The organism is Achromobacter colocynthidis, from assembly GCF_057334535.1.
Genome location: NZ_JBHFIZ010000008.1, coordinates 25,363 through 39,640 on the forward strand (window position 1 = coordinate 25,363; position 14,278 = coordinate 39,640).

Genomic DNA, 14,278 nt, shown 5'->3' on the forward strand with positions numbered 1-14,278 from the left:
GAGAAATAACATGTCTTACAGCACCAAAGTTCTGGATCACTACGAAAACCCGCGCAACGTCGGTTCGTTCGACAAGTCGGACGAGTCGGTGGGCACCGGCATGGTCGGCGCGCCCGCCTGTGGCGACGTCATGAAGCTGCAGATTAAGGTGAATGAAGCCGGCGTGATCGAAGACGCGCGCTTCAAGACCTACGGCTGCGGCTCGGCCATCGCGTCCAGCTCGCTCGTGACCGAGTGGGTCAAGGGCAAGACGTTGGACCAGGCCATGAACATCCGCAACACGCAGATTGCCGAAGAGCTGGCCTTGCCGCCGGTGAAGGTGCACTGTTCCATCCTGGCCGAAGACGCGATCAAGGCCGCGGTGCAGAACTACAAAGAAAAGCACTCGGCGCCGGCTGAAGCGGTGGCAGGCTGATCATGTCCGTCACCCTGACCCAACAGGCAGCCAACCACATCGGCCGCTACTTGCAAAAGCGCGGAAAGGGGATTGGCTTGCGGCTCGGCGTTAGGACGACGGGCTGCTCCGGCATGGCCTACAAGTTGGAATACGTGGACGACTCGGCGCCGGAAGACGTCGTGTTCGAGAGCTTTGGCGTAAAGGTCTTCATTGACCCGAAAAGCCTGGCTTACCTGGATGGCACCGAGCTGGATTACGCCCGCGAAGGCCTGAACGAAGGTTTCAAGTTCCGTAACCCCAACGAGAAGGCGACCTGCGGCTGCGGCGAGTCGTTCACGGTGTAAGTCTTGGCTGTAGACGACCATTTCACGCTGTTCGGCTTGCCCGCCCGTTTTGACCTGGACGCGCATGCCTTGGAAACCTCGTGGCGCGCTGTTGCCGCACAGGTGCATCCTGATCGCTACGCCACAGCCAGCGCCGCGGAACGTCGCGTCGCCATGCAGTGGGCGGCGCGCGCCAACGAGGCTTACCGCGTGTTGCGAGATCCCTTGCTGCGGGCGCGCTATCTGTGCGAACAGGCAGGCGTGGATTTGCAGACCGAGAGCAATACGTCCATGGACACGGCTTTCCTGATGCAGCAGATGACGTGGCGCGAGATGCTGGATGACGCGCGCGACGATACTGATGCCTTGGTGGCGTTGCGCGCAGAGCTGGAAGAGGCGCGAGTTTCGATGCGCGCCACGCTGAAACGCCTGCTCGACGACGAGCGCGATTACGCGGCCGCAGGCCTGAAAGTGCGGGAATGGATGTTCGTGGAAAAGCTGGCGCAAGAGCTGGCAGACGCCCAGCCCGCCGGATAGCGAACCCTGTGTTGGGGCGCCCGCCGTAGCGGGCGCCAGCACACCGCCGCTCACTGACCAGAAGAACACAATCATGGCCTTATTGCAGATATCCGAGCCCGGTGAGTCGCCCGCGCCGCACCAGCGCAAGCTGGCGGTGGGCATTGATCTGGGCACTACCAATTCCCTCGTTGCGGCTGTGCGCAGCAGCGTGGCTGAAGTGCTGCCAGATGCGCAAGGCCATGCCTTGCTGCCGTCGGCGGTGCGTTATTTTCCTGGCGGCAAAGTCACGACCGGCCGCGAGCCGCTGGCGCAGCAGGCTGAAGACCCCTTGAACACCGTGGTGTCCGTGAAGCGATTCATGGGCCGCTCGTTGGACGAGGCACGCGCCACGCGAGCACCCTACGAATTTGTGGACGCGCCCGGCATGGTGCGCATCCGCACGGTGCAGGGCGACTTGAGCCCGGTTGAGGTGTCGGCGCAGATTCTGGCGGTGTTGCGCCAGCGCGCCGAAGACGTACTGGGCGATGATCTGGTGGGCGCTGTGATTACCGTGCCCGCTTATTTTGACGACGCACAACGCCAGGCGACGCGCGATGCTGCTCGCCTGGCTGGCCTGAACGTGCTGCGCCTGCTGAATGAGCCGACCGCCGCGGCGATTGCCTATGGCCTGGATCATGCCTCGGAAGGGGTATATGCCGTATACGACCTGGGCGGCGGCACGTTCGACATTTCCATTTTGCGTCTGACGCAAGGCGTTTTCGAAGTGATTTCGACTGGCGGCGATACGGCGCTGGGCGGGGATGACTTCGATGCCTTGATCGCCGACCATGCGGTGGCCAAGCTGGCCGCCGGTGAGTTTTCACCCGCTGACCGTCGTGGCCTGTTGATGGCCGCGCGCGCCGCGCGTGAAGCCCTGTCGACTGCCGACAGCGCCACCCTGAAGCTGCCGCTGTCGGACGGGCGCGACGTTGACCTGGTGCTGACGCGCGCTGAGTTCGAAGCGTTGGCGCAGCCGCTGATTGAACGCACCCTGGATTGCGCGCGCCGCGCCTTGCGCGATGCGTCGCTGAAGCCTGCCGACGTGCGCGGCGTGGTGATGGTGGGCGGCGCAACGCGCATGCCCGTGGTGCGTGCGGCGGTGGGCCAGGTGTTTGGTACCGAGCCGTTGACCGATCTGGACCCGGATCAAGTGGTGGCGCTGGGCGCCGCGTTGCAGGCGAATTTGTTGGCGGGTAACCGCGCGCCGGGCGAAGACTGGCTGCTGCTGGACGTGATTCCGCTGTCCTTGGGCCTGGAAACCATGGGCGGGCTGGTTGAACGCGTGATTCCTCGCAACAGCACCATCCCCGTGGCGCGAGCGCAAGAGTTCACCACGTTCAAGGATGGCCAGACGGCCATGAGCATTCATGTGGTGCAGGGCGAACGTGACCTGGTTGCGGATTCCCGTTCGTTGGCGCGCTTTGAACTGCGTGGTATTCCCCCCATGGTGGCTGGCGCAGCGCGTATCCGCGTGACGTTCCAGGTGGACGCTGACGGCTTGCTGAGCGTGACTGCCCGCGAGCAAAGCACGGGTGTCGAGGCCGCCGTTTCGGTCAAGCCGTCCTACGGGCTGGGCGACGACGAAATTGCGCAGATGCTGGCCGACAGCGTTGCGCAGGCGGATACGGATGCCCGCGCGCGCATGTTGCGCGAGCAGCAAGTGGACGCGCGTCAGCTGGTGGAATCGGTGCAGGCCGCGCTGGCTGTGGACGGTGACTTGCTGGATGCTGACGAGCGCAAGCGCGTCGACGAATGCTTGCAGGCTGCCATCGGTGCACAGACTGCCGACGATGTGGAAACCGTGAAGGCCGCGGTGCAAGCCTTGTCGGCTGCCACCGACGACTTTGCCGCGCGCCGCATGGATCGCAGCATTCGCGCTGCGTTGGCCGGCCGCAAACTTGATGAGATTGCCTGAAAAGACGTTATGCCGAAACTGACTGTATTGCCTCATCCCGACTACTGCCCGGAAGGCGCCGTGATTGAAGACGCGCCCAAGGGCGTGTCGATCTGTCGTGTATTGCTGGACAACCACATCGACATCGAGCACGCCTGCGAATTGTCGTGTGCGTGCACGACCTGTCACGTGGTCATCAAGCAAGGCTATTCCGCGCTGGAAGACGCAACGGATGACGAAGAAGACCTGCTGGACAAGGCCTGGGGCCTGACGCCCACGTCACGCTTGTCCTGCCAGGCGTTGGTGACCGACACGGACCTGACGGTAGAAATTCCGAAGTACACCATCAACCATGCCAAAGAGGGCCATTGATGAAGTGGACCGATACCTACGACATAGCCGCCGCCCTGGTCGACGCGCACCCCGACGTCGACCCCAAGACGCTGCGTTTTACGCAGTTGCGCGAATGGGTCATGGCATTGCCTGAATTCAACCACGACCCCGCCCACTGTGGCGAGAAAATCCTTGAGGCCATCCAGATGGCCTGGATAGACGAAGCGGACTGACCCGCCCACGCGAACAACGCTCCCGACAGGGAGCGTTTTTGTTTGCGCGGCCGTCATGCCGCGGCAAGGGCGGCCACGGTATCATCAAGGATCCGCACGTTGTGACCCCTACTTGTTCGAGTCTACTGATGCCCGCTGCCCAACTGCGCTTTGGCCTGGCCGCCAACCGTCTGCACCACGAAACCCCCGACGCCGCCTTGTTCACCTGGCTACGCGCGTGTTCGTCCACCATACGCGAGCTTGGCGTGCAACTGCACACCGTCGGCCGCACGCATGACGCCATCGTGCGCGAAGGCATGCTGCAAGGCTATAGCGGCCTGGTTCGCTATCCCTATGGACGCGAAGGCGGGCTGATGAAGCTGGTGGCCCGCGTGACCGAAGGACGTGATGGGCAGGCGCCCTTTGACGGGGCAATCTATCTGATCGACCCCGTGGATCCGTCGTCGATTTTTCCGGAGGCGCTGGCGTTGAAGCGGCAGTGCATCACCCACGGTCGACCGTTCATTTCGACCTTGGCGGGCGCGATCGAATGGATGGAAGTCGAACGCCTGCACGCGGGACTGGCGCCGGATGCGTCCGTGTCGCGCTTGTTCAATTTTTCTGGCCAGACCTTGGCCATGATTGCCCACGATGCGCTCAAGGACGAGATGGTGGCGTTCGCAAGCGAACATTTCGATGTGCTGTCGCAGTTTGCGCGCCGCGTGGCGACGGGCACGACGGGCGGACGGCTGAATGACCTGGCTTGGTCGCGCGGGTGGCCGAAAGACAAGCCCTGGGTGCATCGCTACCTGAGCGGACCGCTGGGCGGTGACGCCCAAATCGCCGAGCTGGTGCTTGAGCATCAATGCCAGCGCGTTATCTTCTTCGAAGACCCGCATGTGGCGCGCCAACACGAGGCCGACATCCAATTGCTGGAGCGCGCCGTGCGCGTGGTGACGGAATCGGCAACCTGCGCGACATCGCCCACCGTGGCGCGGCGCTGGGCGCAGGCCGTGGAAAAGCGAACGGGGCTTATCTGAACGGGCTTATCTGAACGGGGCTTATCTGAATGGGGTTTATCCGATTTACCCCTTGAACGCCGGCGCGCGTTTTTCACGGAATGCGCGCACCCCTTCGGCAAAGTCCGCGCGCGCGGCCGAGTCCAGAAAGCGCGCCGTTTCATTGGCCAACTGCGTTTCCAGCGAGGCATGCTCGGCTGAGCGCAGCAGGTCTTTCGCGCCCGCGATGCCGTGGGGCGCGTGGCGCGCCAAATCCTCGGCGTAGCGTTCTGCGGCTTTGGCGAATTCGCTAGGGGGCGCGCTGCGGGTGATGATGCCCCAGGCCAGCGCGTCGCGCGCGGTGAAGGGGTCGTGACGCAGCAGCAGGTCCAAGGCGCGCTTGGGGCCCAGCACGCGGGCCAGGCCGTGCGTCATGCCGGCGTCGGGCGTGGCGCCCAGCTTCAGATATGCGGTCATGAAGCGGGTGTCGTCCTCGGCAATTGCCAGGTCGCATGCCAGCACCAGCGACAGGCCCGCGCCCGCCGCCACGCCATGCACCTGCGCCAGCCAAAGCTTGTTCATGCGTGCGATACGCGCGACGAAATCGTTAAGCGGCGTGAACAGATCCTGCAAGGTAGCGCGAACCTGCGCGGGTTCGCCCGTAAACATACTGATGTCGCCGCCCGCGCAGAATGCCTTGCCCGCCGCGCATAGGCGCACGACGCGGATGGCAGGCTGCGTTTCGATCCACTGCGCGGCGCGTTGCAGGTCGCGCGCCATGGCGACGTCGATGGCGTTGAGCGTATCAGCGCGGTTCAGCGTGACGGTGGCAAGGGTGCCATCGACCGCTAGCAGCAGCGTTTGAAACGCGGGAAGTTCCTGGGTCATGGCTTGTCTCCGTTATCGGGTAAGTACCAACTGTCGATCCAAAAACCGCGATGCTATGGTCTGAACCGAGCGCTTGCTTGGTTTTGTTTTAAGCAGACCTAGCGTAACGCATAGTGCTACCGCATAGAACGATTTTTCAGCGCTGGATTGGCGTAGGTAAAGACAGGTTCGTTGCATCTCCTGCCTCGCGGGTTGCCGATTCATCGTTTAAAAAATGTCCGCCCAAGGCGGCAAAAAAACTTCGCGATCAATCAGCGAGGAGACAAATGGTGGATCAGTCCAAGCACGCTCCTTTGCTGGAGGTGGATGGGGTTACCTTGGCGTTTGGCGGCGTCAAGGCGCTGACCGGCGTGGGGCTTAGCGTGGCGCCCGGCACCATCACCACAGTCATCGGCCCGAACGGCGCGGGCAAGACTTCGCTGTTCAACACCATTTCGGGCTTCTACAAACCGGCCACGGGCCACATCCGATTTGAAGGCCGGGACATCACCCGCGTGGCGGCGCCCGAGCGTGCCCGGCTGGGCCTGGCGCGCAGCTTCCAGAACATCGCGCTGTTTCGCGGCATGACGGTGCTGGACAACATCAAGCTGGGGCGGCACGCGCACCTGCGCACCAATGTGCTGGATGCCTTGTTCTACCTGGGCCGGGCGCGCCGCGAAGAGATGGCGCTGCGGGCCGACATCGAAGAACGCATCATCGACTTTCTTGAAATCGACCATATCCGTCACGCTCCGGTGGCGGCCTTGTCGTATGGCTTGCGCAAGCGCGTGGAACTGGCGCGCGCGCTGGCGATGCAGCCCAAGGTGCTGATGCTGGACGAACCCGTGGCCGGCATGAACCGCGAAGAAACGGACGACATGGCGCGCTTCATCCTGGATGCGCGATCTGAATGGGGCGTGACGGTGCTGATGGTGGAGCACGACATGGGCATGGTGATGGACCTTTCCGATCACGTCGTGGTGCTGAACTTCGGGCAGGTGATCGCGGACGGCACGCCTGCCCAGGTTCAAGCGAACCCGGAAGTCATCAAAGCCTATCTGGGCGCGGGCGATGTGGGCGACCTGCGCCGCCGCCTGCGGGAGGCGGCGTGATGGATGCGCTGTTTTTCCTGGAAGTCAGCCTGGCGGGCCTGGGCAGCGGCGGCCTGTATGCGCTGGCGGCATTGGCCTTCGTCATCGTCTACAAGGCGACGCGCGTCGTGAACATCGCCATCGGCGAATTCCTGATGTTGGGCGCGTACGTGTTCTATGCCTTCGCAACAAGCATGGCGTGGCCGATCTGGCTGGCCATCGTGGGCGCGGTGGTGGTGTCGGGCGCGTTGGGCGCCTTGGTCGAGCGCTTGACCATACGGCCGATGCTGGGCGAGGCCCCGATCTCGGTCTTCATGGTGACGGTGGGGCTGGCGGCGATTCTGGTGGGGGCGGTGGAACTGATCTGGACGGCTGACCAGCGCCGCCTGCCGGAATTCATGCCGCGCTCGCCCGTGATGATCGGCGAAGCCTTCGTGGCGCCCAAGGTGTTCTACGGATTCTGGGTGGCGGTGGTGCTGGCGCTGCTGGTGTTGGTGGTGTTTCGCTACTGGCGCGGCGGCGTGGCGCTGCGGGCGACGGCATCCGACCAGGGCGCGGCCTATGCCATGGGCATCAACGTGCCGCGCGTGTTCTCGCTGGCGTGGGTCGCTGCCGGCGCATTGGCCGCCGTATCCGGCGTGATCGTGGGCGCCATCGGCGGCATCTCCTCGTCGATGGGCGTGTTTGGCCTGTCGGTGCTGGTGGTGGTGATCGTAGGCGGGCTGGACAGTGTGGCGGGCGCGCTGGTGGGTGGCGTGTTCATCGGTTTGCTGGAGGCTTGGGCGGGCGCTTACCTGGGCGGCGAATTCAAGCTGCTGGCCACTTTCATCGTGCTGGTCGTGGTGTTGATGGTCAGGCCCTATGGCCTGTTCGGCACCCGTGAAATCGAGAGGCTTTGACCCATGCGCATCGCAACCGCGAAGCAGACTTATCTGGCCGACGAAGCCCTGTTCGACACGCGCACCCAGCATGTGTGGCTGGCCTTGCTGGCGGCGTCGCTCGTGCTGTTTCCCTTTGTGGCGGACGCCTATTGGCTGTACCTGGCGTGCCTGGTCGCCATCAACATCGCTAGCGCCACGGGCTTGAACATCCTGACGGGCTACACCGGGCTGGTCAGCCTGGGGCAGGCCGCGTTCATGGGGTTGGGCGCATACACGGTGGCAGTGATGGAACTGCGGCTGGGCACGCCGGTGCTGGTCAACCTGTTGGGCGGCGGCGTGGTGGCGATGCTGGGCGGCTTGCTGGTGGGCATTCCGTCGCTGCGCGTCAAGGGTTTGTACCTGGCGATTTCGACCATTGCCGCTTCGTTCATCGCGCACTTCATTTTTGCGAACTGGGAATTCACGGGCGGAACCAGCGGCCTGCAGGTGCCGCCCGCGCGCGTGCTGGGCGTGGACCTGGATACGTCATTCAAGTTCTATTGGCTGATCGTGCCGGTAACGGTGCTGATGGTGTTGGGCGCGGCGAACCTGTTTCGCACCCGCATCGGGCGCGCGTTCATCGCCATCCGCGATCGCGACATCTCGGCTGAAGTGCTGGGCATCCACTTGCTGCGCTACAAGCTGCTGTCGTTCGGCCTGTCGTCGTTTTATGCGGGCGTGGCGGGCGGGTTGTGGGCGTACTTCTTTCGCGTGGTCACGCCCGAAAGCTTTCCGCTGATCATGTCCATCTTCTTCCTGGCCGCCATCATCGTGGGCGGCATGGGGTCGATCCTGGGGGCCATTCTGGGCGCGGTGTTCATGACCATGGTGCCCGAACTGCTCAAGCTGATTGTGGGCTGGCTGCCCGTGGGCGGCGACGCGCTGCGCCTGGTGTCGCCCGTGCGCACCATTGTTTTCGGCCTGCTGATCGTGGGCTTTTTGATCTTCGAGCCGCATGGGCTCGCGGAAATCTGGCGGCGCGTGCGCCGCTTCTTCCACCTGTGGCCATTCCGGACCTGAACGCTGACTGGCCGATTGCAAAACGCATTGCAACACCTACAAGACCCAAGGAGACACATCATGAAGCGCATCCGGATAGGCAGCGGTTTATCGAAGTTGTTGGCCCCGTTGGGCCTGGCGGCGGCATTGGCGGCGGCGCCGGCAGCACAGGCGGCGGACGACCTGGTGCTGGGCGGGTCCATTCCCTTGAGCGGCGTGTTCGCGTTTGCCGGGCAGGGCATCCACGCCGGCATTTCCGACTATGTAAAGATCATCAACGAACAAGGCGGCATCAAGGGCCGCAAGCTGCGCTACGTGCCGGAAGACACGGCCTACAAGGTGGATGCGTCGGTGGCGGCCTTCAAGAAAATCACCAGCCAAAACAAGGTGAACTTCTACTACGGCGATTCAACCGGGTTTTCGAAGACCATCAACGCAGAATTGAACCGCACCGGCGACATCCTGATGACCGGCGCGTCGTTCGCGACTGAACTGAACGACCCCGCCAAGTATCCGGCGCAGTTCATGCTGGGGCCGGACTACACCGAGATGTTCGGCATCTTGCTGCGCTACATCGCCAAGGAGCAGCCGGGCGCGAAAGTGGCCTTTGTGTATTCCGACACCGAGTTCGGCCGCGACCCCATTGCCAGCTCTCGCGCCGTGGCGGAAAAGCTGGGGCTGAAAGTCGCCACCGAAATCATGACGCCACCGGGCAGCGTGGACGTGTCGACCGAAGTGATCAAGCTGCGCCGGGCCGACCCGGACTTCACCATCTTCCACGGCTATGTGCTGGCGCCCATTCCAGAATTCGTCGGACAGGGCAAGCGCATGGGCTTGAAGACCCGTTACATGGGCACGTTCTGGACCATGGACAACTCCACCGTGATGCAGATGGGTGAAGACGCCGAGGGCTTCATGGGCGTGATGCCTTATCGCTACTACTACGACACCGAGGGCGATGCACCGATGTTGAAGAAAATTCGCGAAATGCGTCCGCAATACCAGAGCACCGGCTACATGCAGGGCTTCTTGGCGGCGATGCTGTTTTCGGAAGTGGCCAAGCGCACGCTGGATGCCGGCAAGGAGCTGACCAGCGCCAACATGAAGGCCGCGCTGGATGGCATCAAGGACTTCGACACAGGTGGCTTGATTGGCGTGCCGGTCACGATCAAGGGCAACTCCATTCCGGTGGGCCGCATCTATCGCGCCGATGTGAAGCAAAAGCAGATGGTGCCGGCGTCCGACTGGATCGTGCTGAAGTGAGGCGGCTGTGAACCTGGGACAACACGCGCAGTTGGCACAGACATCGGCATCGACCACCGCCGCCGCGCCCACGGCGGTGTTGGACATCAACAATATCGAGGTCGTCTACAACAAGGCGGTGCAGGTGCTGCGCGGCTTGTCCCTGTCGGTGCCGGCCGGCAGCATCGTGGCGCTTCTGGGCAGCAACGGCGCCGGCAAATCCACCACGCTGAAGGCCGTGTCCGGCTTGCTGGATCTGGAGGACGGGGAACTGGTGCGCGGGCACATTGCCTTCAACGGCGGTGATACGGCGGGCACCAAGCCGCAGAACCTGGTGCGCGCGGGCCTGGCGCACGTCATGGAGGGCCGTCGCGTGTTCGAAGACCTGACCGTGGAGGAAAACCTGGTGGCGGCAACCTATGCGCTGACGGGGCGGCCTGACGCGCGCGTGGACTTCGATCTGGTCTACGGCTATTTCCCGCGCCTGTTCGACCGGCGGCGCGGGCTGGCGGGCTACCTGTCCGGAGGCGAGCAGCAGATGCTGGCCATCGGCCGCGCGCTGATCGCTCAACCCAAATTGATGCTGCTGGACGAACCGTCGCTGGGCTTGTCGCCAATGCTGGTCGAGAGCATCTTTTCCATCATTGCGCGCATCAACGCCGAGCACGGCGTGTCGATGCTGCTGGTTGAGCAGAATGCGTCGGTGGCGCTGGCCGTGGCGCACTACGGCTACATCATGGAGACCGGCAAGGTGGTCATCGACGGCTCGGCTGACAAGCTGGCCGCCGACCCGGACGTGCGCGAGTTCTATCTGGGCGTGGGCGGCACGGGTGACGCGCGCGGCTTTCGCGACATCAAGCACTACAAGCGCCGCAAGCGCTGGCTGTCATGAAGGACAAGGCCATGGTTGCGTTGATTGACCCCGCCGTTTGGCCCGAACTGACCTTGCCGCAGATGCTGCGCGAGCAGGCGCGTCGGCAGCCGAGCGCCATTGCCATCCGGCAAAAGGACTTTGGCATCTGGAAGCCGCTGACCTGGGCAGGCTACTGGCAGCGGGCATGCCACGTAGGGCTGGGCCTGCGCGCCCTGGGCTTGAGCGTGGGCGGCCGGGTTGCCATCGTGTCCGAGAACCGCGTGGAGTGGTTGCTGACCCAGTTGGGGGCGGGCACGGTGGGCGGCGTGGCCGTGGGTGTGTATCCAACCAGCCCGGCCGAGGAAATGGGCTATGTGCTGGAGCACGCCGACGTTGAGCTGGTGGTGTGCGAAGACCAGGAACAGACCGACAAGGTGCTGCAGGTGGCGCACCGTTTGCCGCTGCTGCGCCGCATTGTGATGATCGAAACCAAGGGCTTGCGTTCCTACGCGCCGGCCGAGCGCGAACGGATCGTGAGCTTTGCCGAGATCGAAGCCGAGGGCGCGCGCCGCGAGGCCGCCGAACTTACCGCCTTGAACGCCGCGCTGGATGCGCAGCGCCTGGATGAAACCGGGCTGATGATCTATACGTCCGGCTCCACCGGCAAGCCCAAGGGCGCGATGCTCAGCTACCGCAATATGCGCGGTGTCGCACCGGGTATCGCCGACCGGCTGTCGATGGATGCGCATAGCGTGCATCTGTCGTACCTGCCGCTGTGCCACGTGGCCGAGCAAATGCTGTCCACCTTCGTGCCGCTGTATCTGGGGTCGCAGGTGAACTTTGGCGAATCCATCCGCACGGTGCAGGAAGACCTGCGTGAAGTCGCGCCGACGATCTTCCTGGGCGTACCGCGCATCTGGGAAAAGCTGCACGCATCGATTTCGATCAAGATGCAGGAAGCGGGGCGCTTGCAGCAGTGGCTGTACCGGCAGGCATTGGCGCGCTGCGCGCCCTTCCTGGAGAAGTCGCCCGCGCAGTACAGCATGGGCGAACGATGGACCCATACGCTGTGGTACTGGCTGGTGCTGCGCGCCTTGCAGAACTTCATCGGCTTGCGGCGCGTGCGCGTGGCGATGACTGGCGCCGCGCCCATCCCGCCCGACGTGGTGCGCTATTTCCGCACCCTGGGCGTGCCGCTGCTGGAAGTGTATGGCCTGACGGAGTCGGCCGGCATGATCTTCGGCCAGCATCCCGACCGCGTGAAAGTAGGCACGGTGGGCGAACCGATTCTGGGCGTGGAATGGAAGATGGGTGACGCCGGCGAACTGCTGGTGCGCGGCGACATGGTGTTCCAGGGCTATTACAAGAACGCGGATGCCACGGCCGATACCGTGCGCGACGGCTGGCTGTACACGGGCGACGTGGTGGCGGAACAAGACGGGCGCGTGCGCATCGTGGACCGCCTGAAAGACATCATGATCACGGCGGGCGGCAAGAATCTGACGCCATCTGAAATTGAAAACGCCGTCAAGGGCAGCCCATATGTGAAGGAGTGCATCGTGATTGCCGATGGCCGCAAGTTCGTGTCGGCGCTGATCCAGCTTGAGTTCGACACGGTGGGCAAGTGGGCCGAGTCGCGCCGCATTGCGTTCACGCATTTCCGGTCGCTGGCCGAAACGGCGGAAGTGCGCGAACTGGTGCAGCAGGAAGTGTCGCGCGCCAACGCCGGGCTTGCGCCCGTGTCGCAGATCAAGCGCTTTCACCTGCTGACCAAGGAACTGGATCATGACGATGGCGAGGTGACGGCCACGATGAAGGTGCGCCGCGCCAGCATCTATCGCACCTACGCCAAGGAAATTGAAATGCTCTACGTTGAGGAGACGATGGCATGAACGAAGCCGTGATCGTGGAAGCGGTGCGCACGCCATTCGGTCGGCGCGGCGGATGGTGGGCCGACACGCGGCCCGATACGCTACTGGCGCAGACGGTAGACGGCCTGCTGGCGCGCGCCGGCTTGCCGGGCGAGAAGGTCGAGGACTTGATCGCGGGCTGCGTCAGCCAGGCCGGCGAGCAGGGCGCGAACGTGGGGCGCCTGGCGGCGATGTTGTCCGGCCTGCCGGAAAGCGTGCCAGGCGTGACGCTGAACCGCATGTGCGGATCCAGCCAGCAGGCGGTGCACTTTGGCGCGCAGGCGATCGCGGCGGGCGACATGCGCTATGTGGTGGCCGGGGGCGTCGAAAGCATGAGCCGCGTGCCGATGTTCCTGGACGTGACCTTGGGGCAAAGCGAATTCAAGGGTTTTGAATCGCTGAACCCGGCGCTGCTGGAACGCCATGCCCTGATCCACCAGATTGAAAGCGCGGAGCGTATTGCGGACCACTGGCGCTTGTCGCAGGCCGAGATGGATGAGTGGGCGCGCGAAAGCCATGCACGCGCCTGGACCGCCGCGCGCGCCGGGCTGCACGCCGAATTGCTGCCCGGTCCGCAGGCAGCCGTGCATCGCGATGAAGGCATCCGCGAAACCACCGACCCGGCGCGCATGGCCGCCATGGCGCCGGCGATGCGGCCGGCGGGGCAGGGTGGTGTCACTGCCGCCAATGCCAGTCAATTGGCGGACGGCGCGGCGGCGGTATTGCTGGCCGACCACGACACGGCGCTGTCAGACGGGCTGCGGCCGCGCGCCCGGTTCCTGGCGCGGGTGGCGGTCGGGTCGGACCCCGTGATGCAGTTGACGGGCGTGATTCCGGCCGCGCGCATGGCCTTGGCGCGTGCCGGCCTGGCCTTGGAGGACATCGATTGGATCGAAATCAACGAGGCCTTCGCCAGCGTGGTGCTGGCCTGGCAGCGTGAACTGGACGCCAAGCCGTCGCGCGTGAATCCGTGGGGCGGCGCGATTGCGCACGGCCATCCCTTGGGCGCGACCGGCGCGGGCTTGATGGCCAAGATGCTGGCCGGGCTTGAAGCGACCGAGGGCGAGATTGGCATGCAACTGATGTGCATCGGCCATGGCATGGCCACGGCGACCATCATCCAGAGACTGTGAAGCGTTATGAACAAGACCGTGGCCGCCGCGCCGCGCGATGAAGGCACGGAGTCCGAGCGCCGCCGCGAGCTGGTGCTGACGGCCGGCAGGTTGTTCTGCAAGCATGGCTACGAGCGCACCACCGTGCGCGAACTGGCCCGCGCCGTGGGCTTGCAGTCCGGCAGCCTGTTTCACCATTTCCGCAGCAAAGAAGAAATTTTGGTGGCGGTCATGAACAACGGCATCCAGGAAGTGATCGACGGCGGCGAGCGGGCGCTGGCGCATTACGACGCGCCGGCCGACCGCCTAGCGGCGCTGTTTCGCGTACACATGTGGAGCATGCTGCAAGGGGCGGGGGGCGACGCCATGAACGCGCTGGTGTACGAATGGCGCAGCCTGTCCGCGCCCAGTCAGTCGGCGGTCAAGGCGTTAAGCGATCGCTACGAGGCGATGTGGCAGTCCGTGGTGGCCGGCGCGGTGGATGCGGGCATGATCAAGGGCGATGCCCGCGTCATCAAGCGTTGCGTGCTGGGGGCGATGAACCTGACGGTGCAGTGGTACAAGCCGGG

Annotated in this window: 16 protein-coding genes; 15 read left to right on the top strand and 1 reads right to left on the bottom strand. The window is 64.2% G+C overall.

The window, feature by feature from the left end; all coding sequences use genetic code 11:
• Positions 1-10 precede the first annotated feature (10 nt).
• The 7 genes from iscU (at position 11) to ACE04A_RS04860 (ending at position 4,757) form a co-directional block, all read left to right on the top strand.
• Positions 11-415: a Fe-S cluster assembly scaffold IscU gene (gene iscU, locus ACE04A_RS04830; protein ID WP_006220174.1), complete on the top strand. Its 405-nt coding sequence runs from the start codon at positions 11-13 to the stop codon at positions 413-415.
• A gap of 2 nt (positions 416-417) precedes the next feature.
• Entirely contained in the window at positions 418-741 is a 324-nt protein-coding gene (gene iscA, locus ACE04A_RS04835; RefSeq protein WP_050445294.1) for an iron-sulfur cluster assembly protein IscA, read from the top strand.
• Between the two features lie 3 nt (positions 742-744).
• Positions 745-1,257: a Fe-S protein assembly co-chaperone HscB gene (gene hscB / locus ACE04A_RS04840; protein ID WP_448716029.1), complete on the top strand. Its 513-nt coding sequence runs from the start codon at positions 745-747 to the stop codon at positions 1,255-1,257.
• Positions 1,258-1,330: 73 nt separating this feature from the next.
• Positions 1,331-3,193: a Fe-S protein assembly chaperone HscA gene (hscA, locus tag ACE04A_RS04845; RefSeq protein WP_279993888.1), complete on the top strand. Its 1,863-nt coding sequence runs from the start codon at positions 1,331-1,333 to the stop codon at positions 3,191-3,193.
• A 9-nt stretch (positions 3,194-3,202) separates the two neighbouring features.
• A complete protein-coding gene (fdx, locus tag ACE04A_RS04850; RefSeq protein WP_006225293.1) occupies positions 3,203-3,544 on the top strand; it encodes an ISC system 2Fe-2S type ferredoxin in 342 nt (113 codons plus the stop codon).
• Positions 3,544-3,738: a Fe-S cluster assembly protein IscX gene (gene iscX / locus ACE04A_RS04855; protein ID WP_448716030.1), complete on the top strand. Its 195-nt coding sequence runs from the start codon at positions 3,544-3,546 to the stop codon at positions 3,736-3,738. The genes fdx and iscX overlap by 1 nt, the downstream gene beginning before the upstream one ends.
• A gap of 128 nt (positions 3,739-3,866) precedes the next feature.
• Positions 3,867-4,757: a methylglyoxal synthase gene (locus tag ACE04A_RS04860; protein ID WP_279993891.1), complete on the top strand. Its 891-nt coding sequence runs from the start codon at positions 3,867-3,869 to the stop codon at positions 4,755-4,757.
• Positions 4,758-4,802: 45 nt separating this feature from the next.
• Here ACE04A_RS04860 and ACE04A_RS04865 read toward each other — a convergent pair whose 3' ends face one another.
• Complete coding sequence (locus tag ACE04A_RS04865) at positions 4,803-5,603, bottom strand: enoyl-CoA hydratase/isomerase family protein (RefSeq protein WP_448716031.1); 801 nt, start codon at positions 5,601-5,603, stop codon at positions 4,803-4,805.
• A 266-nt stretch (positions 5,604-5,869) separates the two neighbouring features.
• Here ACE04A_RS04865 and ACE04A_RS04870 point away from each other — a divergent pair, with 266 nt between their 5' ends.
• The 8 genes from ACE04A_RS04870 to ACE04A_RS04905 form a co-directional block, all read left to right on the top strand.
• Positions 5,870-6,694 (top strand): ABC transporter ATP-binding protein, encoded by an 825-nt coding sequence (locus tag ACE04A_RS04870; RefSeq protein ID WP_167401038.1) that lies wholly within the window; start codon positions 5,870-5,872, stop codon positions 6,692-6,694.
• The gene (locus ACE04A_RS04875; protein WP_485819897.1) at positions 6,694-7,572 is read left to right on the top strand and encodes a branched-chain amino acid ABC transporter permease; all 879 of its coding nucleotides are present in this window, start codon (positions 6,694-6,696) and stop codon (positions 7,570-7,572) included. Before ACE04A_RS04870 ends, ACE04A_RS04875 begins: the two co-directional genes overlap by 1 nt.
• 3 nt (positions 7,573-7,575) lie before the next feature.
• Positions 7,576-8,613, top strand: coding sequence for a branched-chain amino acid ABC transporter permease (locus ACE04A_RS04880; protein WP_448716032.1), 1,038 nt, complete (start codon positions 7,576-7,578; stop codon positions 8,611-8,613).
• A gap of 60 nt (positions 8,614-8,673) precedes the next feature.
• The gene (locus tag ACE04A_RS04885) at positions 8,674-9,855 is read left to right on the top strand and encodes an ABC transporter substrate-binding protein (RefSeq protein WP_050445304.1); all 1,182 of its coding nucleotides are present in this window, start codon (positions 8,674-8,676) and stop codon (positions 9,853-9,855) included.
• Between the two features lie 76 nt (positions 9,856-9,931).
• Positions 9,932-10,726, top strand: coding sequence for an ABC transporter ATP-binding protein (locus tag ACE04A_RS04890; protein WP_485819901.1), 795 nt, complete (start codon positions 9,932-9,934; stop codon positions 10,724-10,726).
• An 11-nt stretch (positions 10,727-10,737) separates the two neighbouring features.
• Entirely contained in the window at positions 10,738-12,579 is a 1,842-nt protein-coding gene (locus ACE04A_RS04895; protein WP_448716033.1) for an AMP-dependent synthetase/ligase, read from the top strand.
• Complete coding sequence (locus ACE04A_RS04900) at positions 12,576-13,730, top strand: thiolase family protein (RefSeq protein ID WP_485819898.1); 1,155 nt, start codon at positions 12,576-12,578, stop codon at positions 13,728-13,730. Before ACE04A_RS04895 ends, ACE04A_RS04900 begins: the two co-directional genes overlap by 4 nt.
• 6 nt (positions 13,731-13,736) lie before the next feature.
• On the top strand, positions 13,737-14,278 hold a 542-nt coding region (locus ACE04A_RS04905; RefSeq protein WP_485819899.1), incomplete at its 3' end, for a TetR/AcrR family transcriptional regulator.

What these genes read in the sequence shown, in the direction of transcription:
- iscU (WP_006220174.1), top strand. Translation starts at nt 11, where the DNA reads ATGTCTTACAGCACCAAAGTTCTGGATCACTACGAAAACCCGCGCAAC.
- iscA (WP_050445294.1), top strand. Translation starts at nt 418, where the DNA reads ATGTCCGTCACCCTGACCCAACAGGCAGCCAACCACATCGGCCGCTAC.
- hscA (WP_279993888.1), top strand. Translation starts at nt 1,331, where the DNA reads ATGGCCTTATTGCAGATATCCGAGCCCGGTGAGTCGCCCGCGCCGCAC.
- fdx (WP_006225293.1), top strand. Translation starts at nt 3,203, where the DNA reads ATGCCGAAACTGACTGTATTGCCTCATCCCGACTACTGCCCGGAAGGC.
- iscX (WP_448716030.1), top strand. Translation starts at nt 3,544, where the DNA reads ATGAAGTGGACCGATACCTACGACATAGCCGCCGCCCTGGTCGACGCG.
- ACE04A_RS04860 (WP_279993891.1), top strand. Translation starts at nt 3,867, where the DNA reads ATGCCCGCTGCCCAACTGCGCTTTGGCCTGGCCGCCAACCGTCTGCAC.
- ACE04A_RS04865 (WP_448716031.1), bottom strand. Translation starts at nt 5,603, where the DNA reads ATGACCCAGGAACTTCCCGCGTTTCAAACGCTGCTGCTAGCGGTCGAT.
- ACE04A_RS04870 (WP_167401038.1), top strand. Translation starts at nt 5,870, where the DNA reads ATGGTGGATCAGTCCAAGCACGCTCCTTTGCTGGAGGTGGATGGGGTT.
- ACE04A_RS04875 (WP_485819897.1), top strand. Translation starts at nt 6,694, where the DNA reads ATGGATGCGCTGTTTTTCCTGGAAGTCAGCCTGGCGGGCCTGGGCAGC.
- ACE04A_RS04880 (WP_448716032.1), top strand. Translation starts at nt 7,576, where the DNA reads ATGCGCATCGCAACCGCGAAGCAGACTTATCTGGCCGACGAAGCCCTG.
- ACE04A_RS04885 (WP_050445304.1), top strand. Translation starts at nt 8,674, where the DNA reads ATGAAGCGCATCCGGATAGGCAGCGGTTTATCGAAGTTGTTGGCCCCG.
- ACE04A_RS04895 (WP_448716033.1), top strand. Translation starts at nt 10,738, where the DNA reads ATGGTTGCGTTGATTGACCCCGCCGTTTGGCCCGAACTGACCTTGCCG.
- ACE04A_RS04900 (WP_485819898.1), top strand. Translation starts at nt 12,576, where the DNA reads ATGAACGAAGCCGTGATCGTGGAAGCGGTGCGCACGCCATTCGGTCGG.